Genomic DNA, 18836 nt, shown 5'->3' on the forward strand with positions numbered 1-18836 from the left:
CCGAATGGCAACGAACATCCAGCTTCGCGGCAGCGTGTATTACTTCCGCCGCAAAATTCCCCTAGACCTCATTGAGCAGCACAGCGGCAAGCGCGAGATTATCCGCAGCTTGGGCACAAAGGATCGTCCCGAGGCCGAACGTCTGGCACGCAATATCTGTTGAGCTTGATGACGAATGGCAGGCCATGAGGGCAGAGCCATCCGGCCCGGCAGCATGGCCTGACGATACCGACTTCGTAGACGTTGCCGGCAAGCTGATCCCTGTTTCGACTGGCCCGGCCCCTGGACCTAGGCAAGTCACGCAGGCGTCCGCTACCTCCCGCCGGAAAGGCCGCCATAGCGCCTAAGTCATGAGGGAAGAAATGGGCGCTCCCAAAGACCCGTACCAACATTACTTCGCCGAAGTATCACGATTACTAGACTTCACTTCACGTCACGCAAGGAGATGCGTACTACAGGTCCAGTACGATCCGTGCCGTGCGCGCACGCGACACGCAGGCACAGATCTGCTTGTTGGAGGCCTTCTCTTTCTTCGAGAGGCAGTTGTCGCGGTGATCTGGCTCGCCATCGAGCACTGGCACCACGCACGTGCCGCAGATGCCTTCGCGGCATTCGGTGTCGATGTCGCAGCCAGCGGCGATCAGCGCGTCGACCAGCGTCGTGCCTTCCGGGACGACGATGACCTTGCCGCTCTGCGCCAGCTCGGCCTCGAACGCGCCGGTGGGCAGGCCGGCCGCCGGCGGGTCGGCCTGGAAGTGCTCCAGGTGCACGTTGTCGGGGCCAAGCACGCGTTCGCCTTCCTCGACCACGCGTGCCATGAAGGCGGAGGGGCCGCAGGTGTAGGCCAGCGCGCCCGCGCCGGCTCCCGCTATGCAGTTGGCCAGCAGGTGGCCGAGCGCGTCGCGCTCGATGCCGATGTGCAGCGTCACCTTGCCGTCAAACGGCGCGGATTCCAGCAGCCGCAGGAAGGCGGCGCGCTCGCGCGAGCGAGCAAAGTAGTGCAGGTGGTAGGGGCGCTTCTCGTGATTGAGCTTGTAAGCCATGCTCAGCAGCGGCGTGATGCCGATGCCGGCGGCAAACAGCAGGTACTGGCTCGCCTGCGGTGCCAGGCTGAACAGGTTGCGCGGGGCGCTGATCGCTAGCTCCGCGCCTTCCTGCACCACGTCGTGCAGGGCCTCGGAGCCACCGCGCGACGCATCTTCCCGCTTCACCGCGATCAGGTAGCCGGACGTATCGTCGGGCGGGCTGCACAGGGAATACTGGCGTGTGACGCCGGTCGGCCCGAGCACATCCACGTGGGCACCCGGCTCGTAAGGGGCGAGCGCCGCGCCATCACAGGGCACAAGACGGTACGAACGGATGCCGACCGCCTCTTCCACAACCTTTTCGACTCTGACTTTCAACATGACTACCCTTCCAGAACGGCTATCTTGATTCAGGCTGAGACGCGCGGATGCCTTCGGCGCCTAGCGCATCAGCAGGCCGCCGTTCGCATCCCAGTTGGCGCCGGTGACCGCGCCCGCGGAGTCGGCGGCGAGCAGCAGCACCACATCCGCCACATACTCCGGCGACCCCAGCCGCTGGACCGGGATCGTCTTGCAGATCGCCTCCAGGCGTTCACGCGGGACGGTCTCGTGGACGATCGGCAGGTCGAGCGGGCCGGGCGACACGCAGTTCACCGTCACGCCGTGCGGCGCCAGTTCACGCGCGAAGATCTTGGTCAGCACGCCCACGCCGCCCTTGGCCGCCGCGTAATGCGCGCCGGTGGCCGTGCCGCCGTTCTGGCCGGCCAGCGAGCCGATGTTGACGATCCGGCCGAAGCCCCGCGCGGCGAAGTGCGCACCGAACACCTGCGAGCCGACAAAGGTGCCGCGCAGATTGATGGCCACCACCTGGTCGAACTCTTCGGGGCTGATGTCCATCAGCGCCGACACCTGCGACTTGCCGGCGTTGTTGACCAGCACGTCGGTACCGCCCCAGCGTTCTTCCAGTGCGGCCCTGGCCGACTCGAACGCGGACTTGTCGGTCACGTCGAGGGTGAGTGCCAGGGCGGTCTCGCCCGCAGGATCCAGCGAATGCGCCACCGCTGCGGCGTCCTGCGCATTGAGGTCACCGATGGCCACACGGTAGCCGGCCGCATGCATGCGGCGGGCGATGACCTCGCCAAGGCCGCGCGCACCGCCGGTGATCAGGGCAACTCGCTTCATCGCGTCTCCTTACAGCAGGAAGCCGAGAGCGTTGAGGCTGTCGGTGGAGTTGATCAGGCGGACCACCTTCTGTTCGAGCCGGATGCCGGCCTGCGTGAAGCGCAGGCGGTGGGTCAGGTCGGCGGCGAACAGCGTGTGGCGCTCGCGCTTGTAGGCGACCAGGATCTGCGCGGAACGGACCTCGATGACGTCAGCCTCGCTCGACACTTCAGTGAAGCGCGACACGGTACGCACCGTGCGCGCCGCATCCACGGCCGAGACCGAGTGGCCGGACGTCAGGCGCTCGATGCGCATGGCGCGCATGCGGGCATCGTCGTAGGCGTAGTTCAGCGCGGCTTCGAAATCGGTCGTGTCCGGATCGATGGGAATCACGTAGCGGCCGTTTTCGCTCCACAGGTCGGCCCAGTGCTTGTAGTCCTTGCGATCCAGCAGCTCGGCCTCGCACCAGATGAACTCGGCGGCCAGTTGCAACGAGGGCGTGACCCGGTTCAGTTCGTTGGCATTATTCATCGCTCATCATCCTTTTCCACATCCGATAGGCTTCGCGCATGCCGCCTTCGTCGGTGGCGTGCGAGACCTTGTCGCCGTTTCCAGCAACGATTTCGCGGTTCAGGCCGCGGTTGACCAGGATCGGCACGTTCTTGCCGGCATACGCGCCGCGTTGCACGCGTTCCCAGGCTTCGGCGTCGTCCGGGCTGCCAAAGCCGAACGGGCCCTGGAAGTGCTCATGGATGCGCAGGCGCTCGCGGTTGGCGATCTCCGGGCCGCCGTCCATGCCGAGCGCCACGTGGCGAATCTCGGTCTCGGTGGCCGACACCGGATGCAGCACGCGGAAGAACGCCATCGACATCGCCACGTTGGGGAACAGGTTCAGGTTGAAGCCTGCGCCGTGCAGCGAGCGGACGATGCGGCGGACCTGCTTGGGCGGCATCTCCTTCGACAGGGCCTCGGCGATGTGGGCGAAGCGTTCCTGAAGCTGCTCGGTGCCGTCGTCCTGGTCGAGATCGACATGCTCGGGCACCATCACCATCACGCTGTGCCCGTTGCCAAGCGCATGGGTGACGGCCTTCTCGTCGGTCATGAACGACAGCATCTCGGACGTCTCTTCATCGACCGACGACATCCACGACTTGTGCACGATCGGGAAGTGGTAGCCGTCGGTGGTGTTCTCGAGCTGGATCTTCCAGTTGCCGCGGAAGCTGAACTTGTGTTCGCCCTGCGTCTTGATCGGATAGCCGGCGCCCTGTTTCATGAACAGGTCGATCCAGTGCCTGGCTTCGCCGAGGAAGTCGCTCAGCGGCTCCACGTCCTGGTTGAAGCAGGCGAACACCATGCCGGCGTAGCTGTCCACGCGCAGCGAACGCAGCGGCAGTTCGGACTTGTCGAGGATGTCCTCGTAGCCGTCCGGATAGGGCAGGGCGCGCAGCTTGCCGTCCAGGGCGTAGGACCAGCTGTGGTACGGGCAGGTGAAGCCGCTGACGTTGCCCTTGGACTTTTCGCACACCGTGGCGCCGCGATGGCGGCAGCGGTTTTCGAGCACGCGGATCGCGCCGGTCTTGTCGCGCACGACGATGACGGGCTGGCGGCCGATCTTCGTGGTGCGGAAATCGCCGGGGTTACGGATCTCGCTTTCGTGCGCGACCCAGACCCAGGTCTTGTAGAAGATGCGTTCGAGTTCGGTTTCGAACAGCGCCGGGTCGTAGTACATCGAACCGTCGACGCGGTCGTCCTGCACCAGTTGCTCAGGCTTGACCGTGAACGTCACCGGCTGGTAGTTGTCGTGGGAACACATGCTAGTTCTCCGTGAGGTCATTGGGAGGCGCCATCGGCAGCGATGGCGCGTTCAATCCGGGATGCGATGGCGCAAAGCGTCTCGTCCTCGCCCTTGCGGCCCACCAGTTGCAGGCCCGCCTTGATGGCAACGCCGGCGACCGGCACGGGCAGCGTGAGCGCGGGATGGCCGCTCAGGTTGAAGGGGCGGACCAACGACGTCAGGCCGAGTATTGGTGCGCCAGCGTAGACTGCCGCGAGGGTCGGCGGGAGTTCGGGCAGGGTGGGCAGCACGATGGCGTCCACCCGGCCGAGCACGGCATCGACCTGCGACGTGAAGGCGCGGCGCACGGCTTCCGCCTGCCCGACGTCGTCAAGGCTGACGACACTGGCGGCCAGCAGGCGCTGCTCGACGTCGGGCTGCAGCGCCCCGGCGCCGGTCAGGTGTCCGAAGGCGGACCAGGTCTCGAAGTTGATGACCTGCATGCCGGCCCGGTAGGCGGCGGCCATGTCGTCGAGGCTCACACGCTGGGTGTCGAAGCCGGCCTTGCACAGTGCGCTGGCGACGGCGTCGAGGATGGCGGGATCGGCCTGCACGTAGTCCAGCAGCCCGATGCGCAAGCGCTTGCCGCTGTCGCGTGCCTGCACCGGGTCGAAGTCCGGCGCGATCACCGCCATCGCTGCGACGATGCCCTCGACCGAGTCCGCGAACGGGCCGACGCAATCCAGCGACGACTCTGCCGGATGCGCGCCGCGGCGGCTGACGCGGCCGAAGGTCGGTTTCAGTCCGGCCACGGCACAGCAGGCAGCGGGCATGCGGATGGAGCCGCCGGTATCGGTGCCCAGCGCGATGCGGACTTCGCCCGCGGCGACCGCAGCGGCGGAGCCGCTGGACGAGCCACCCGGAATGCGGTCCGGCGCATGCGCGTTGAGCGGCGTACCGGCAAAGTTGTTGATACCCGAGATGCCGAACGCGAGCTCGTGCATCGTGGTCTTGCCGACGATCGACCAGCCTGCCTCGACGAGGCGAGCGACAACGTCCGCGTGCGCGGCGGCCGGCGCGGCGTTGCTCAGTGCCCGGCTGCCTGCCACCGTCGGGTAGCCCGCGATGTCGATCGAATCCTTGATGGCGATGGCGGGGCCGTCGCCACCGAGGCGGAAGCGCGAGACAAAGGCGGTCATTGCGGTGCCTCCGCGAGCGTCAGGCACGACAGCCGCTCTGTCTGGAAATGCCGCATGCGTGCCGCGCCGTCGCTGCCGATGGCGAATTTGACTGCCAGCCGCGCCGAGATCAGCTCGGTCTTGCCGCCGACATAGACAGACAGTTGCTGCATGATCCAGCGGCCGCGCACGACGTCGCCGTCAGCGACCATCGCCTCGCTGGTGAGGCAATGCACGTTGCGCTGGAAATGCGGCACGGGCGGCAGGTACTTGCGCAGGAACCCGCCGATGGCGGCGGGGCCGACGTGGCGACCGAAGCCGGACGCGTATTCCGTGCCCACGCCTTCCCATACGGCGTCGTCGGTGAACAGCGCCGGCAGTTCGCCGTCGCCGTTGCAGGCGTCAGCCGGCGCCGGCACGTCGCACAGCGACATGTAGCGGGACAGCGTACGGCGTGCCGCGCCTTCGGCTTCGAGGGCTGCCATGCGCCGGCTGAGGTCGTCGACGCTGGCGGGGATCTGCGTTTTCGTCATGGCGTCAGGCGGCTTCGGCCGGAATCTCGAGCGCGCGGCCCACGCGTGCCTCGATCTTGGCGTAGCGCCACAGGCTGTGCTCGCCGACCGGTGTCGTGCGGAACAGGTTGCAGGCGGCGACGACGGTGTCGTAGTCCTTCACGTCGGCCATGATGTACACGGTCCACGGCGACGTGGTGGACGGGCCGACCATCAGGCGGTCGTCGTCGATAGCGCCGAGGATGGAGACGCCGGGTATGGCGCCCATCGACTTCATCATGGCGCTGAATCCTTTCCACACTTCAATGCCATGGCCGGTCGGCAGGTCGAAGAAGTTCTGCGTGATGCCAATGCAGAAGAGGACGCGCAGGGGGCTTTGGGCAGGTTGCGACATACTGGCTCCGGTCGGTGTTGGTTCGAGTGGCAATTCAGATGTAGCCGGGCATCGGCGGCACGCCGAGGCTGACAGCGCCGGCGGCGTCGTACAGGCCTTCGCCGAGGAAGGCGTGCTGCGTGACGACCATCGCGTCGCGCAGGTAGCGCTGCAGCGGGTGGCCGTCGTAGATGGCGGCGGTACCGGCCAGCAGGTAGGCCGCCTGCACGGCGCTGGCGCCGGCGCGGGTCGCCTGCACGGCCGACAGGCGCAGCAGGCTGGTCTGTTCGGGGGTGAGGTTGTCGCCCTTGAGGATCGTGACCCAGGCGGACTCGGTGGCGTCGTAGAAGAAGGCACGGGCCGAGCGCAGTTCGGCTTCGGCCTTGGCGACCGAGATGCGCAGGTACGCGCGGTCGGCCATCTTCGGTGCGCCGGTGATCCCGGTGCGGCCGCCGGCCATGCGCGACACTTCATCCAGCGCGGCGCGGGCAACGCCCAGGCTGACCACCGCCAGCACCTGCGCGGCGTAGGCGATGGACGGATAGCGGTACAGCGGTTCATCGATGGTTGGCGTACCGCCGCGCACGAAGGTCCACTCGTCGGCGACAAAGGCATCCTTGACGCGCAGGTCGTGGCTGCCGGTGCCGCGCAGGCCGATCACTTCCCAGTTCTCGACGATTTCCACGTCTTCGGGCCGCAGCACGGCAGTACGCGGCTTGCCGCCATCGCCGGCGCCGATGCCGACCCCCAGGATGTCCGCGCCCTTGCAGCCGCTGGCGAACTTCCACAGGCCATTGACGCGGTAGCCGCCGTCCACCTTCTTGGCCGGCTGGATCGGGAACAGGCCGCCGGCGAACGCGACGTCCGGGCCATTGGCATAAAGGCTGGCGAGGGTAGCGTGCGGCAGGGCGGCGAGGTAGACGGCGGCCGAGCCGAAACTGGCCACCCAGCCGGCGGAGCCGTCGGCTTCGGAAATGGTCTCGATCAGCCTGAGGAATTCCGCGGGCGAGCACGCATCGCCGCCGAAGCAGCGCGGCGTGGCGGCGCGGTAGACGCCCAGTTGCTTCAGCTGGGCTACCATGTCCCGCGGCACGTGCCGCTTTGCATCAAATTCTTCGCGGCGGGCGCGGATTTCGGCCAGCAGGCGGTCGAGCGCGGCCTGGTGCGGCTCGGTCTGCGCGGCGTAGGGCATGGCGACGCCGGGGTGCTGGTTGAGAAGGCTATCCGACACAGCGGAATGCAGCATGGTTGTCTCCGGTGGATTGCGTAGGCCGGCTAAGGGACCGGCCGGGGAGCCGGTTCTGACGGCATGGACCGTTGAGAGCAGTCTATCGACGGCGCCCGGGCGGCAACAATTGGAGCGGGGCGTGCATTGCTGCGCAGTTTCCCGTGGATGCGTAAAGAAATTACCTATAGGGGTCCAGGGTCTGCCGGCGGTACGCTGCGGGTTGATTCATTCCACTGGCATGGCTCGAGGCAATATGTATCGATTCGGACAAGACGACTTCTTTCGCATGGTCGAGGCGCTGACGTTGCGCGTGATCCTCCATGACGCCGAAACCAAATCCATCCTGTGGGCGAACCATGCCGCGCGTGAGACGCTGGGCTTCACGCTCGAGGAATTTCCGGCACTGAAGGCGCCGGACATGACCAGCACTGCGGAGAAGTACCGGCGCGAGGTCGGGCTCCAGTGGCTCGACGAAGCGGTCCGCACCGGCCAGAGCGTGATTGAGTGGTGCTATCGCGCCAAGAACGGCGACGAGATCCTGTCGGAAGCCATCGCCACGCGCGTGTCACTCGAGGCGCGCGACGTGCTGATGGTGCAGTTCCGCGATATTGCGGCGGAAGAAGCGCTCAAGCGCGAACTGCGGCGCTCGGAAAGCCGGCTCAGGGCATTCATGCAGGACCTGGCCGAAGGGGTTCTCGTGGTCGATCGCGGCGGGTACGTGGCGTACGTGAGCGAATCAGGGTGCCGGATTCTCGGGCGCGTCGAGGGCGACCTGCTCGGAGCAGCGATCGACAGCCTGTGCGAAGCCCCGTTACTGGAGGTGCTCCGCGACCACGTCGCGCCCGATGCGGCCACGCGCGGCTCATTCTCCACGCGCTTTCAGGTGCGCACGGCAATGGGCGAGCTGCGCTGGCACCAGGCGGTCACGCGCTACGTGGAAATCGAGGACGACGTCAGCGGCTACCTGCTGCTGTTCCGCGACGTGACCGAGCTGGTCGAGGCCGAATCGTTGGAGCGCGAACGCGAGCGCGAGATCGAGTACCGCGCGCGCTACAACGCGATGGGCGAAATGGCGATGACCATTGCGCACGAACTGAGCCAGCCGCTGGCGGCCACGCGCAACTTCATCGAAGGCGTCTCCATGCGGCTGGCGAGGAACCAGGCCAACCCGGACTCGATCCGCTTCGGCCTGGAGGCGGCCGCACGCCAGGTGGAACACGCGTCGCTGATCATCAAGAGTATCCGCGAGTACGTCGTCAAGCTGGAGCAGGCCGAGGCGCTGGCGGACCTGAACGACATCGTCCATGACAGCGCCTACTTCATCTCGCTGAAGTGCGAGGAGGCGGACGTCAGGCTGGAACTGGCACTGTCGCCGCAGGCGCTGCCGATCAACTGCGAGAAGGTGCTGATCGGCCAGGTGATCCTGAATATCGCGTTCAATGCGATCGAGGAGATGGCGGCGCTGCCACCGGACCGGCGCACGCTGCGCATCGAAACCTGCACGACGGGCGATCATGGTGACAAGGCCATGCTGATCGTGCACGACCTCGGGCGCGGACTGCCGCAGGCGGCGAGCAAGCGGATCTTCGACGGCTTCTTCTCTGGCAAGCCGGGCGGCAACGGCATCGGGCTGGCGCTCTGCAAGAGCATCGTGTCGCGGCACCGGGGCGAAATCTGGGCGCAGAACCGCGTGCCGTTCGGCACGTCGTTCGCATTCTCGGTGCCGCTGTGCGGGGAGCCGGCGGGCAGCTAGCCGTGCTGGCCGGCGTGCTAGCCCACCGCGCCGGTCTTCGACGACGCCCAGACCTCCATCACCTCCCGCACCAGCGTGGCCGTGCTCACCACGCCGAGCTTCTCGCGAATCTTGGTGCGGTGGACGTCAACCGTCTTCACGCTGATGTGCAGTTCGTCGGCAATGACCTTGCTTGCCTTGCCGTCGAGCACGCGGCACAGGATCTCCTGCTCGCGTGTGGTCAGCTTGTCCAGCTTGGCGCGGATCTTCTGGCGCTGCTCGGCGCTGTCGTGCATCTGCACGGCCTGCTTCAATGCGCCCTGGATCCTCTCCAGCATCTGCTGCGGGTTGTAAGGCTTCTCGACAAAGTCGATGGCGCCGTTCTGCAGCGCCTTCACCGACATCGGGATGTCGCCGTGCGCCGAGACGAAGATGATCGGCAGCGTAGCGCCTCTGTCATTGAGGATCTGCTGGAGCTGGAAGCCGCCGGTCTCGGGCATGCGCACATCAAGTACCAGGCAGGCCGGCCGCCTTGGATCGTAGGCGGCCAGGAATTCTCGCGCGCCGGCAAGGCACTCGGCCTGGACGGACACTGTCTCGAGGAGCCAGGCCAGGGAGGTGCGAAGGTCTTTGTCATCGTCGACGATGTAGACGATAGCCGATGTAGCGGTCATGAAGGAGGCGCTTTTTGTAGAGAATGCCGAATTCATCCTGGCCGATGCGCATCTGGTGTGTGTTCTGCCCGGCAAGGTGCTTGAGGTTTAAGCGTACACCAGGTACTACCGGGCCCACGATAAAGAAAACACGTAGAAGGTGGCGCATAACCCTGTGAATCAGGGTAGATCCTATGAATAGCGGGCGGCGGGGGCATTGCCCTAAGCTTTCGTAGAAGCCGGCCATGAGGTCGGCAACAGGACCGACAGCACCCCCATAGCGAGCCCCCGATGAATGCCGTCAATCAAACTGAATTCCGCCAGGCCATGGCGCACCTGCCCGCAGGGGTCAATATCGTCACCACCCAGGGAGACGCAGGCCGGTGCGGCATCACCGCCAGCGCCGTGTGCTCGGTGACCGATTCACCGCCGACGATCCTAGTCTGCGTCAACCGCGACAGTGCCTCGTGCGGCATTTTTCAGCGCAATGGCCGCCTTTGCGTCAATGTGCTGAGCAGCGAGCAGGAGGATCTTGCCAGGCACTTTTCCGGCATGACCAAGGTGCCGATGGAGGACCGCTTCTCCTGGGACATCTGGGACATCTGGGACGACTGCGACGCCGACCAGCCGGCCCTGCGCGACGCCATCGTCAAGCTGCAAGGCACCATCAGCGACTGCAAGGAGGTGGGGTCGCATTCGGTGGTCTTTGTCACGCTCGACCGCATCGCGGTCAACGAAGAGGGGGGCGGCCTGGTGTATTTCAACCGGGATTTCCACCGCGTGCAGCGTTCGCGATAGCGGCGCCCGGACACGGCGCGACACTGGACCGCACGGCACCGCGGTTTGACAGAGGCATCAGCCCGCCGCAGCCGTCGCGCCTGCCATCCACCACAGAAGAGAAAGGAGACAAGTCATGAGACCAGATGGCGATCTGACGATCGATGCCAAGCCAGCCCCCGCCGTATCGCAGCTCCAGGCGGGCAAGCGTTCCGGCGACGTCCATGCGGAGGATGCCGCGGCGGACGAAGCCGTCGTCGGGAAGATCTACCGGCGGCTGATCGGCTTCCTGTTCGTACTGTTCGTGTTCTCGTTCCTCGACCGCATCAACATCGGCTTCGCGGGACTGACCATGGGGCGCGACCTCGGCCTGTCGGCTACGGCCTTCGGCCTGGCGTCCACCGTGTTCTACGGCGCCTACATCCTGTTCGGGATCCCGAGCAACATCATGCTCGGCAAGCTCGGCGCGCGCCGCTGGATCGCGACGATCATGGTGGCGTGGGGACTCGCCTCCACGGCGACGATGTTGGCCTGGGATGCCAACAGCCTCTACGTCCTGCGCATTCTCGTGGGCATTACGGAAGCGGGCTTCCTGCCCGGCGTCCTGCTGTACATGACGTTCTGGTTCCCGGCGGCGCATCGCGCGCGTGCCAACGCCTTCTTCATGATCGCGATGCCGGTCACGTCGGCAATCGGCGCCATCGTTTCCGGCTACCTGCTGAAGCTCGACGGCTTGCACGGGCTGCACGGCTGGCAATGGCTGTTCATGCTGGAAGGCCTGCCGTCGGCGCTGCTCGGCATTGTGGTCTGGCTGTATCTGGATGACACGCCGGCCAAGGCAAAGTGGCTGACACCGGCCGAGCGCGCGCGGCTGGCAGCGATGATGGAAAAGGATGCGGCCAGCAGTCCGGTCCGGAAGGTGGGAGGCCAGGAGGTGTCGCTGACGCAGGCGCTCTTCTCGCTGCCGGTCATGAAGCTGGCCGTTGCCTACTTCCTGCTGGTCAACACGCTGGGGATGATCAGCACCTGGGTGCCGCAGATCGTCAAGAGCTTCAACCAGGGCAGCAGCGAGCTCGCCATCGGCATGCTGACCGCCGTGCCGCACGTTGTCACCATCGCCGCGATGGTCGTGTGGGGCCGCCGTTCCGACAAGCACCAGGAGCGCCGCTGGCACGTCGCGCTGCCGATGCTGTTCGCCGCTGCCGGCTGGGCACTCACGTCCTTTGCCGCCGACCCGCTGGTCAAGCTTGCCGGCCTGTGCGCGGCATCGGCGGGTGCGTACGCGTCCATGACGATTTTCTGGACGCTGCCCGACCTCGTCATGTCCGCGAATCACCGCGCCATCGGCATTGCGTTCATCAACGCCGCCGGCATCGTCGGCGCGGCGCTGAATGCAGTGATCGTCGGGTACCTGCGCGATGTCACCAGCAGCTTCACCTCGGGGCTGCTGTACGCCGCCGCGGTGCTCGTGCTGGGCGCGCTCGTGGTGGTCACGTTCGCGCGCGGTGGCTCCGCCGCAGATCGTCGCGCCTGATTTCCGTTTGCCTTGCCGAAGACGCCAGAGTTCTAGCGCGCACCGCGCGCAGCACCCATCCCCCAAAAACCAAAGGAGGTAGTCATCATGAGCGTTCAAGTTTTTCAAACCAAGGAAGTTCAGGATCTGCTGAAGGCAGCCGCCAACCTTGAAGGCAAGGGCAGCGCGCGTCTGCAGCAGATCGTCCATCGCCTGCTGGGCGATCTATTCAAGGCCATCGATGACCTCGACATCTCGCCCGACGAAGTCTGGGCTGGCATCAACTACCTCAACAAGCTAGGCCAGGACGGCGAAGCAGCACTGCTCGCGGCGGGTCTCGGGCTCGAAAAATACCTCGACGTGCGCATGGACGCTGCGGACAACGCGGCCGGTCTCGACGGCGGCACGCCGCGCACCATTGAAGGCCCGCTGTACGTTGCCGGCGCAACCGTGCGCGACGGTGTGAGCAAGATCGATATCAATGCCGACGCCGAAGCCGGTCCGCTGGTCATTCACGGCACCGTCACGGGTTCTGACGGCAAGCCCCTCGCAGGCGCGATCGTGGAATGCTGGCACGCCAACTCAAAGGGCTTCTATTCGCATTTCGACCCGACCGGCGCGCAGACCGAATTCAACCTGCGTGGCGCAGTGCGCTCCGGCGCAGATGGCAAGTACGAATTCCGCACGCTGATGCCCGTGGGCTACGGCTGCCCGCCGCAAGGCGCAACGCAGCAACTGCTGAACGGTCTTGGCCGCCACGGCAACCGCCCGGCACACGTGCATTTCTTTATCACGAGCGATGGCCATCGCAAGCTCACGACGCAGTTCAACGTCGAAGGCGATCCGCTGATCTGGAACGACTTCGCCTACGCCACCCGCGAGGAACTGATTCCGCACGTCGTCGACAAGACCGGTGGTGCGGCGCTCGGCCTCAAGGCCGATGCATACAAGTCGATCGAGTTCAACATCGTGGTCACGCCGCTCGTCAATGGTAAGGACGACCAGATCGTCAATCGCCTGCGCGCCAAGGCGACGGCGTAACGGGTTCGCGCTGGACGGATGTTGTTAGCGAACAAGCCGCTCGCGGAAGGTGCGGCAGCGGTGGGCGTGGCACGGCAGACGGTGTACACATGGAAGGCGCGACTGGACGAAGGCGGCATCGATGCGCTGCGCACCATGGCCCGTGGACGGCCGTCGTTGCTCGAAGGTAGCAGTTTTCTACCCTGCATGGGCGCCGAAAGGTCAAACGCCAGTCATCCCGTTTCATTTCAACATGGAAACATGTCTCGGCCATCGCGGGCCTGAGGCCCCGGTCAGTCAGGCTGCATCACGCCCATGATGCGCCGGCCGAGTGAAATGCCCCACTGGGCCAGGCGCTTGTCCTCGGCCCACTGGCTTCGATCCCACAGCGCGAGCGCGTCGTCGATATGCTCCCCGCCGGCCTGCAGCGCGCGCGCCAGGGCTACGGCATTGGCTGCCGCCTTGCCCGCGCCCGCGCCGGTATGCGGACGTGCCACGAAGGCGGCATCGCCTAGCAGCACGGCGCGGCCAAAGCGCATGCGCGGCGCCGCGTAATCCTGGATCAGCTGCAGGAAGGGATCAGGGGTCGATGTGACCAGTGCCGCGAACACGGGTGCGAGGCTGTCCGCCGCGGCAAGCCGCAGCGCCTGGGCATCGGCATCCTTGACCGCGCCCGGGGGCAGCGAATGCGTGTGCTGGCGGCCATGGCGGTCCAGCAGCACGGCCGCCAGCGGTGCTCCCGCGGGCAGCGCGCGGTACCAGACCCAGTTCAGGCGCCGTTCGTTGCGCCGGGCCGATCCGTCCTCGCCGGGAATCAGGTAGGTCAGCATCTGGTGTCCCGGCCCGTCCTGGAAGGCGAAGGCATCGACCAGCAGCGATCTGGCCTGCTCGCCCAGCGCTGCCTCGGGCAGCACGCCGCGCCAGGCGACATAGCCGGCATAGGCGGGCGCATCGCCGGGCAGCAGTTGCTGCCGCACCGTGGACAGCGGTCCGTCGGCGCCGACCAGCAGATCCGCGCGCTCGGTGCGGCCGGAGGCAAAGCGGGCGGTCACATGATCGGCCTCGCGGGCCAGCGTGACCAGTTCCTCGCCGGCATGGATCCTGCGCGGATCCAGCGCGCCTTTCATCAGGGCATAGAGTCCGTTCCAGGCGATTTGCGTCTGCGGCATGTCGATGCGGCGAACCACACCCGCGCGGTCCAGGAAGATGCGGTCCTTCGACGGCACGCCGAACTCTGGCGGGTACGCGACCCCGGCGAAGGCCAGCGCGTCGAGCACGCTGGGCTGCAGCACTAGCCCGCCGCCGCGGCTGTCGAGCTGCTGCGGCGAGCGCTCGAAGACATCGACCTCCCAGCCGATGGCGCGCAGGCAGATGGCGGTAAAGAGCCCGCCGAGCGAGCCGCCGATCACGATGGCGCGGCGAGGTCTGGACGTGGGCATGGTGGGCACGATGGGCATGATGGTCATGGCATTGAGGTTCTGGGACCGGGCGCCGGTCAGCGCCCGGGTCATGGCACGCTGCGCGCTATGGCGCGATTTCCCTGCGCAGCCGCTCGCCGCCCAGCGGCATGTCGCGCAGGCGCTTGCCGGTGGCGTCGAACAGGGCATTGCCGATGGCGCCCGCGGTGGGCCCCATTGCGGCTTCGGCCACGCCGAGGAAGGGCGTGCCTGGGCGGTCGATCAGGTGCACGTTGACGGTGGTGGGCACGGCGGAGAAGCGCATGATCGGATAGGCGCTCCAATCGAAGCTGCCGATGCCGCTGGTATCGAAGCGCAGCTGCTCGTACAGCGTCCAGCTCGCGGCCTGCAGGACGCCGCCCTCGATCTGGTTGCGCACGCCATCCGGATTGACGATCTGCCCGCAGTCGACGGCCACCTCCGCATGCTCCAGACGCACCAGTCCCGTGTCGCGCACCACCGAGATCTCCAGCGCGATCGCCATATAGCCCATCAGGTTCTTGTACCTGGCGAACGCGAAGCCGACGCCGTGGCCGGGCTTGCGGCCGCGCCGGGGCCAGCCGAACCTGGCGGCGGCAAGCTGGATCACGTCGCGCGCGCGCGGGTCTTCCAGATGCCGCAGCCGGAACGCCACGGGGTCGGTGTTGGCCGCGGCGGCCAGTTCGTCCATGAAGCTCTCGATCGAGAAGACGTTCATGTGCGCGCCCAGCGAGCGCATCGCCGAGGTGCGCAGCGGCATGGTCGGCGAGAAGTGGTTGACGATGTGCGAGGCCGGGAGCTTGTAGAGCGGAATCGCGTTACGGTCGCCGCCGCCCTCGGGCTGCACCATCGGGACCGAGGGCGCGGGGACGAAGGGCTTGGCCAGCTGGGTGGCGGGCAGCAGTCGGCCTGCGTTGACCACGCGCTCGTTATGCGAGCTGCTCCACAGCGCGTAGTTCCAGTCGACGATATGGCCGCTGGCATCGAGCGAGGCTTTGACCTCGGTGACCATGGCCGGCGTGAAGTGGTCCCACAGGTTCTCCTGGTCACGCATCCATTGCACGCGCACCGGCTTTCCCGGCAGAGCGCGGGCCAGATAGGCGGCATGCGCGGCGGCGTCGTCGGCGCCGTTGTGCCCGTAGCAGCCCGAGCCTTCCACGTGGATGCAGCGCAGCTTGTCCTTGGGCATCGACAGCATCTCGGCCAGGCCGTCGCGCAGCGGGTAGACACCCTGGGAGTGGGTCCATACGGTCAGCACGCCGTCCTGCAACTGCGCGACGGCGCACGAGGGGCCGATCGATCCGTGCATCAGGTAGTGCTTGGAATAGCTGGCGGCCAGCGTCCTGGCGCCCGCCGGCACAGCGCCCCGCGTGTTGGCGATCTCGATGTGCTGCGTGGACAGCGGCTTGAGCTGTGCGATCACGTCGGCGGGGCGGGGCAGCGCGCGCCCCTTGCTCCAGCGGCAGGCGGCGCTGAGCGTGCGCTGAGCCAGTACCGCCTGCCATTCCCCCGCGGCCACCACGGCGAGCAGGTTGCCGTCGCGCACGACGGCGATCACGCCGGGCATGGACTTGACCGTGGTCTCGTCGACCGACAGCAGCGCGGCGTCATAGGCCGGCGGCAGCACCACGCGCGCATGCACCATGCCCGGCATGGCCAGGTCTTGGACATAGCTCGGCTTGCCGGTGACCTTGCCGGGAATGTCCAGCCGAGGCATCGGCGTGCCGATCACGGAGAACGACTTGGGGTCGCGCAGCGGCGAGGCGGGTGTTGCCGTGCGGTGCAGGTTCACCGTGGGCAGCAGTTCGCCGAACGACAGCGAGCGCCCGTCGGGGGCGGTGATGCGCGCATTGCCGACCGACAGCGACGCCGCATCGACACGCAGCTGCCGCGCGGCGGCGTCGGTCAACAGCCCGCGCACCTGAGCCGCCGCGTTGAGCAGGGCGCTGCCGCTGTCGGCCATGGTGTGGCTGCCGGCGGTCAGCCCTTCGTCCGGCGAACGGCCGGTATCGGCGCTCAGGAAAGTGATCAGCGCGGGCGCCATCTGCAGTTCCTCCGCAGCCACCTGCAGCAGCGCGGTGCGCACACCGGTGCCCAGCTCGACCTTGCCGGTGTACACCGTGACCTGGTTGTCAGGGGCGATCCTGATCCAGGCATCGAGATAGGGGTTGGTCTTCAGGCTGCCGGCCAATGCGCCGTATTGCCGCGCGACCCGCACGGCGGCACCCTCGTCGGCCAGCACCATCTGCGCCATGGCCTTGCGGCCCGGCAGCAGCGTGAAGCCCACCACCAGCGAGCCCGAGACCAGGATGGCGCGGCGGCCCAGGTCGATGGGGTCGTCATGGCCGCTCATCGCGTCCCCTCCTTGTTGCCCTCGGCCTTGACCCCGCCCGGGCGCACGGTGCCGGGCATGCCGGCCACGGCGCGGATGGCCGCCAGGATGCGCATATGGGTGCCGCACCGGCACAGGTTGGGTTCCATGTGCGCGCGCAGCTCGGCCTCGGTGGGGTGCGCGTTGACCTCCAGCAGAGCCTGCGCGCGCATGATCATGCCGGCGATGCAATAACCGCACTGCGCCGCCTGGTGGTCGATGAACGCTTTCTGCAAGGGACCTGGCCTGTCGGCGGTGCCCAGGCTCTCGATGGTGCGCACCGGCCGGGTACCGACCGATGCCACCGGCATCAGGCACGAAAACACCGGGCGGTCGCCGACGATGACGGTGCAGGCACCGCACTGGCCCAGGCCGCATCCGAACTTGGCGCCGTGCAGGTGCAGCTCGCCGCGCAGGGCGTAGAGCAGCGGCGTGGACGGATCGATGTCCAGCGCGTGGCTGGCGCCGTTGACGGTGAGCTTGATCATCTCGATTCGTCCCCTTTCCTGAGGTTAGCTACGGTGTCCTGCACGCCGGTCCACGGCGGCTGCCGGGTGTAGGTGGCGCGCAGGTAGGCCGCCAGGTCGGCAAGCTGCTGGTCGTCGAAGGCCTGTGCGAACGCAGGCATATAGTGCATCGCGTCCTCGCCGTTCCACGCCACGCCTTGCAGCATCATCTGGATGGCGTTGCGCGGCGTGCTCGCGTTGACCGCGGAACTGGTGGCGAGGCTGGGGCGGGCACCCACGCTCTGCATTGGCGAACCGGGGCCATGGCAGGCGGCGCACGCCCCGGTGAAGAGCGTCGCGCCGCGCGCGATGGCGGACTGGTCGGCCACGGCCGCCGAGACCGGCACCACGGCGGGCGCGGGTGCCGGCTTGTGCAGCGACATCAGATAGCCCGCAATGGCATCGACGTCCGCCTCTGGCACGGTGGCCAGTTCGAGCGTGACGGGCAGCATCGGCCCGGCAGCCGCGCCATGCGCCGCGGAGATGCCGGTGCGCAGGTATGCGCTTAGCTGCGCCTTGGTCCAGGGCACGGGCCCGCTCGCCAGGCGGTTCAGCGGCGGTGCTTCCCAGTTGTCCACTACGCCGCCGTCGAAGGCGCGGCCCGGTTTTTCCCCGCCGATCGCATTGAGCGGCGAGTGGCAGGCGGCGCAGTGGCCAAGCCCGTCCACCAGCAGGCGGCCGCGGTTCCAGGCTTCGTCCTGCGCGGGGTCGCGCTGCGCTTCGCCGGGCCGCAGGAACAGCACGTTCCAGAAGGCGACCAGGGGCCGGAAGTTGAGCGGGAAGATCAGTGCGTTGGCGGGCGGCCTGGCAGTCACGGGCTCGCGCCGCATCAGGTAGGCGTAGGCCGCCTCGATCTCGCGGTCCGACATCCTGGTGAAGTGAATGTACGGAAACGCCGGATAGAGCTGGTGGCCGTCGCGCGCGATGCCGCGCCGCATGGCGCGCGTGAAGGCGTCCAGCGACCAGGTGCCGATGCCGGTTTGCGCATCGGGCGTGATGTTGGTCGAGTAGATGGTGCCGAACGGCGTGACCAGCGGCAGGCCGCCGGCGAAGGGCTGGCCGCCCTTGGCCGTATGGCACACCGCGCAGTCGCCGAGCGCGACCACGCGGGCGCCCTCCAGCGTCAGCGCCCGGTCGAAGGAAGCGGGCGCGGGGATCGGCGCGATGGCGGGCTCCCACATGATGCCGGCGGCAGCCACCAGGGCAACTGCCGCCGCCCCTGCTGCCGCGAGGATGATAGGCCGCCGTTTCATGCCTGGCCTGCCGGGAGTAGATGCCGGTTCATTGCGGGAATCCTTGTATCGATAAAGGCCCGCGGCGCGCATTCCATGCATCGGGACTTTTGGCAGCGGTGGGAAGGCACGGGGCAACTCGCATGGTAGGAGCCGTGTTGACCGGCAACAATCAGACCAGGGGGCTGTGACGCTCAAACCAAAGTATGAGAGGGTGGTGTGCCGGCGCGATGGCGCAGGCGGCCGCGCTCTCCGGCGACGCGTGCGGCCGGGGCCGCAAGCCAGGCGCCCGGGCTGATATTGGCCGCGCGGCTTGCCGGGTACGCCGATCGCCTGTCGGCCATC

18 protein-coding genes and 1 pseudogene are annotated in these 18836 nt (G+C 67.1%); 6 read left to right on the plus strand and 13 right to left on the minus strand.

Features of this window, described 5'->3' with window-relative positions:
* The first annotated feature begins 4 nt into the window (after positions 1-4).
* Positions 5-163: a DUF6538 domain-containing protein gene (locus tag ACX12D_RS06760; protein WP_459373376.1), complete on the plus strand. Its 159-nt coding sequence runs from the start codon at positions 5-7 to the stop codon at positions 161-163.
* A gap of 289 nt (positions 164-452) precedes the next feature.
* Here the strand turns inward: ACX12D_RS06760 and ACX12D_RS06765 are convergent, their stop codons facing one another.
* The 8 genes from ACX12D_RS06765 to ACX12D_RS06800 all read right to left on the minus strand — a co-directional run bounded on the left by ACX12D_RS06765 (position 453) and on the right by ACX12D_RS06800 (position 7215).
* Positions 453-1403 carry a PDR/VanB family oxidoreductase gene (locus tag ACX12D_RS06765; RefSeq protein ID WP_459373953.1) on the minus strand — a complete coding sequence of 317 codons (951 nt, stop codon included), beginning with the start codon at positions 1401-1403 and terminating at the stop codon, positions 453-455.
* A 63-nt stretch (positions 1404-1466) separates the two neighbouring features.
* The gene (locus tag ACX12D_RS06770) at positions 1467-2207 is read right to left on the minus strand and encodes an SDR family NAD(P)-dependent oxidoreductase (RefSeq protein ID WP_459373377.1); all 741 of its coding nucleotides are present in this window, start codon (positions 2205-2207) and stop codon (positions 1467-1469) included.
* A gap of 9 nt (positions 2208-2216) precedes the next feature.
* The gene (locus ACX12D_RS06775) at positions 2217-2717 is read right to left on the minus strand and encodes an aromatic-ring-hydroxylating dioxygenase subunit beta (protein ID WP_459373378.1); all 501 of its coding nucleotides are present in this window, start codon (positions 2715-2717) and stop codon (positions 2217-2219) included.
* Complete coding sequence (locus tag ACX12D_RS06780; protein ID WP_459373379.1) at positions 2710-3999, minus strand: aromatic ring-hydroxylating oxygenase subunit alpha; 1290 nt, start codon at positions 3997-3999, stop codon at positions 2710-2712. Before ACX12D_RS06780 ends, ACX12D_RS06775 begins: the two co-directional genes overlap by 8 nt.
* A 17-nt stretch (positions 4000-4016) precedes the next feature.
* Positions 4017-5159, minus strand: coding sequence for an amidase (locus ACX12D_RS06785; protein WP_459373380.1), 1143 nt, complete (start codon positions 5157-5159; stop codon positions 4017-4019).
* Positions 5156-5671 carry a nuclear transport factor 2 family protein gene (locus ACX12D_RS06790; RefSeq protein WP_459373381.1) on the minus strand — a complete coding sequence of 172 codons (516 nt, stop codon included), beginning with the start codon at positions 5669-5671 and terminating at the stop codon, positions 5156-5158. Before ACX12D_RS06790 ends, ACX12D_RS06785 begins: the two co-directional genes overlap by 4 nt.
* Before the next feature lie 4 nt (positions 5672-5675).
* Positions 5676-6044, minus strand: a complete 369-nt coding sequence (locus ACX12D_RS06795) for a hypothetical protein (RefSeq protein WP_459373383.1) — start codon at positions 6042-6044, stop codon at positions 5676-5678.
* 34 nt (positions 6045-6078) lie between these two features.
* A complete protein-coding gene (locus ACX12D_RS06800) occupies positions 6079-7215 on the minus strand; it encodes an acyl-CoA dehydrogenase family protein (protein WP_459373954.1) in 1137 nt (378 codons plus the stop codon).
* 289 nt (positions 7216-7504) lie between these two features.
* On the opposite strand from ACX12D_RS06800, the gene ACX12D_RS06805 reads away from it, so the two are divergent.
* The gene (locus ACX12D_RS06805; protein ID WP_459373384.1) at positions 7505-9004 is read left to right on the plus strand and encodes a sensor histidine kinase; all 1500 of its coding nucleotides are present in this window, start codon (positions 7505-7507) and stop codon (positions 9002-9004) included.
* A 17-nt stretch (positions 9005-9021) separates the two neighbouring features.
* Here the strand turns inward: ACX12D_RS06805 and ACX12D_RS06810 are convergent, their stop codons facing one another.
* The gene (locus ACX12D_RS06810) at positions 9022-9657 is read right to left on the minus strand and encodes a response regulator transcription factor (RefSeq protein ID WP_459373386.1); all 636 of its coding nucleotides are present in this window, start codon (positions 9655-9657) and stop codon (positions 9022-9024) included.
* A gap of 270 nt (positions 9658-9927) precedes the next feature.
* Here ACX12D_RS06810 and hpaC point away from each other — a divergent pair, with 270 nt between their 5' ends.
* The 4 genes and pseudogenes from hpaC to ACX12D_RS06830 all read left to right on the plus strand — a co-directional run.
* A complete protein-coding gene (gene hpaC / locus ACX12D_RS06815) occupies positions 9928-10434 on the plus strand; it encodes a 4-hydroxyphenylacetate 3-monooxygenase, reductase component (RefSeq protein ID WP_459373388.1) in 507 nt (168 codons plus the stop codon).
* 115 nt (positions 10435-10549) lie between these two features.
* Positions 10550-11947, plus strand: a complete 1398-nt coding sequence (locus tag ACX12D_RS06820) for an MFS transporter (protein WP_459373389.1) — start codon at positions 10550-10552, stop codon at positions 11945-11947.
* An 87-nt stretch (positions 11948-12034) separates the two neighbouring features.
* Positions 12035-12967 (plus strand): catechol 1,2-dioxygenase, encoded by a 933-nt coding sequence (gene catA / locus ACX12D_RS06825; protein ID WP_459373390.1) that lies wholly within the window; start codon positions 12035-12037, stop codon positions 12965-12967.
* A gap of 18 nt (positions 12968-12985) precedes the next feature.
* Positions 12986-13132 (plus strand): annotated as a pseudogene (locus ACX12D_RS06830) (helix-turn-helix domain-containing protein); the annotation flags it as partial.
* A 107-nt stretch (positions 13133-13239) separates the two neighbouring features.
* Here the strand turns inward: ACX12D_RS06830 and ACX12D_RS06835 are convergent.
* The 4 genes from ACX12D_RS06835 to ACX12D_RS06850 form a co-directional block, all read right to left on the minus strand.
* Positions 13240-14403 carry an FAD binding domain-containing protein gene (locus ACX12D_RS06835; RefSeq protein WP_459373955.1) on the minus strand — a complete coding sequence of 388 codons (1164 nt, stop codon included), beginning with the start codon at positions 14401-14403 and terminating at the stop codon, positions 13240-13242.
* A 67-nt stretch (positions 14404-14470) separates the two neighbouring features.
* Positions 14471-16735: a xanthine dehydrogenase family protein molybdopterin-binding subunit gene (locus ACX12D_RS06840; RefSeq protein WP_459373392.1), complete on the minus strand. Its 2265-nt coding sequence runs from the start codon at positions 16733-16735 to the stop codon at positions 14471-14473.
* Entirely contained in the window at positions 16732-17241 is a 510-nt protein-coding gene (locus ACX12D_RS06845; RefSeq protein ID WP_459373393.1) for a (2Fe-2S)-binding protein, read from the minus strand. Before ACX12D_RS06845 ends, ACX12D_RS06840 begins: the two co-directional genes overlap by 4 nt.
* Complete coding sequence (locus ACX12D_RS06850) at positions 17238-18512, minus strand: c-type cytochrome (RefSeq protein ID WP_459373394.1); 1275 nt, start codon at positions 18510-18512, stop codon at positions 17238-17240. The genes ACX12D_RS06845 and ACX12D_RS06850 overlap by 4 nt, the downstream gene beginning before the upstream one ends.
* Positions 18513-18836: the final 324 nt, after the last annotated feature.

Source organism: Cupriavidus sp. PET2-C1, from assembly GCF_054515855.1.

Excerpts from the sequence above, each read along its gene's own strand:
- ACX12D_RS06850 (WP_459373394.1), bottom strand. The coding sequence starts at position 18,512 with ATGAAACGGCGGCCTATCATCCTCGCGGCAGCAGGGGCGGCGGCAGTT.
- ACX12D_RS06840 (WP_459373392.1), bottom strand. The coding sequence starts at position 16,735 with ATGAGCGGCCATGACGACCCCATCGACCTGGGCCGCCGCGCCATCCTG.
- ACX12D_RS06780 (WP_459373379.1), bottom strand. The coding sequence starts at position 3,999 with ATGTGTTCCCACGACAACTACCAGCCGGTGACGTTCACGGTCAAGCCT.
- ACX12D_RS06820 (WP_459373389.1), top strand. The coding sequence starts at position 10,550 with ATGAGACCAGATGGCGATCTGACGATCGATGCCAAGCCAGCCCCCGCC.
- ACX12D_RS06790 (WP_459373381.1), bottom strand. The coding sequence starts at position 5,671 with ATGACGAAAACGCAGATCCCCGCCAGCGTCGACGACCTCAGCCGGCGC.
- ACX12D_RS06805 (WP_459373384.1), top strand. The coding sequence starts at position 7,505 with ATGTATCGATTCGGACAAGACGACTTCTTTCGCATGGTCGAGGCGCTG.
- ACX12D_RS06785 (WP_459373380.1), bottom strand. The coding sequence starts at position 5,159 with ATGACCGCCTTTGTCTCGCGCTTCCGCCTCGGTGGCGACGGCCCCGCC.
- ACX12D_RS06760 (WP_459373376.1), top strand. The coding sequence starts at position 5 with ATGGCAACGAACATCCAGCTTCGCGGCAGCGTGTATTACTTCCGCCGC.
- ACX12D_RS06775 (WP_459373378.1), bottom strand. The coding sequence starts at position 2,717 with ATGAATAATGCCAACGAACTGAACCGGGTCACGCCCTCGTTGCAACTG.
- ACX12D_RS06800 (WP_459373954.1), bottom strand. The coding sequence starts at position 7,215 with ATGCCCTACGCCGCGCAGACCGAGCCGCACCAGGCCGCGCTCGACCGC.
- hpaC (WP_459373388.1), top strand. The coding sequence starts at position 9,928 with ATGAATGCCGTCAATCAAACTGAATTCCGCCAGGCCATGGCGCACCTG.
- catA (WP_459373390.1), top strand. The coding sequence starts at position 12,035 with ATGAGCGTTCAAGTTTTTCAAACCAAGGAAGTTCAGGATCTGCTGAAG.
- ACX12D_RS06770 (WP_459373377.1), bottom strand. The coding sequence starts at position 2,207 with ATGAAGCGAGTTGCCCTGATCACCGGCGGTGCGCGCGGCCTTGGCGAG.
- ACX12D_RS06795 (WP_459373383.1), bottom strand. The coding sequence starts at position 6,044 with ATGTCGCAACCTGCCCAAAGCCCCCTGCGCGTCCTCTTCTGCATTGGC.
- ACX12D_RS06845 (WP_459373393.1), bottom strand. The coding sequence starts at position 17,241 with ATGATCAAGCTCACCGTCAACGGCGCCAGCCACGCGCTGGACATCGAT.
- ACX12D_RS06835 (WP_459373955.1), bottom strand. The coding sequence starts at position 14,403 with ATGCCCATCGTGCCCACCATGCCCACGTCCAGACCTCGCCGCGCCATC.
- ACX12D_RS06810 (WP_459373386.1), bottom strand. The coding sequence starts at position 9,657 with ATGACCGCTACATCGGCTATCGTCTACATCGTCGACGATGACAAAGAC.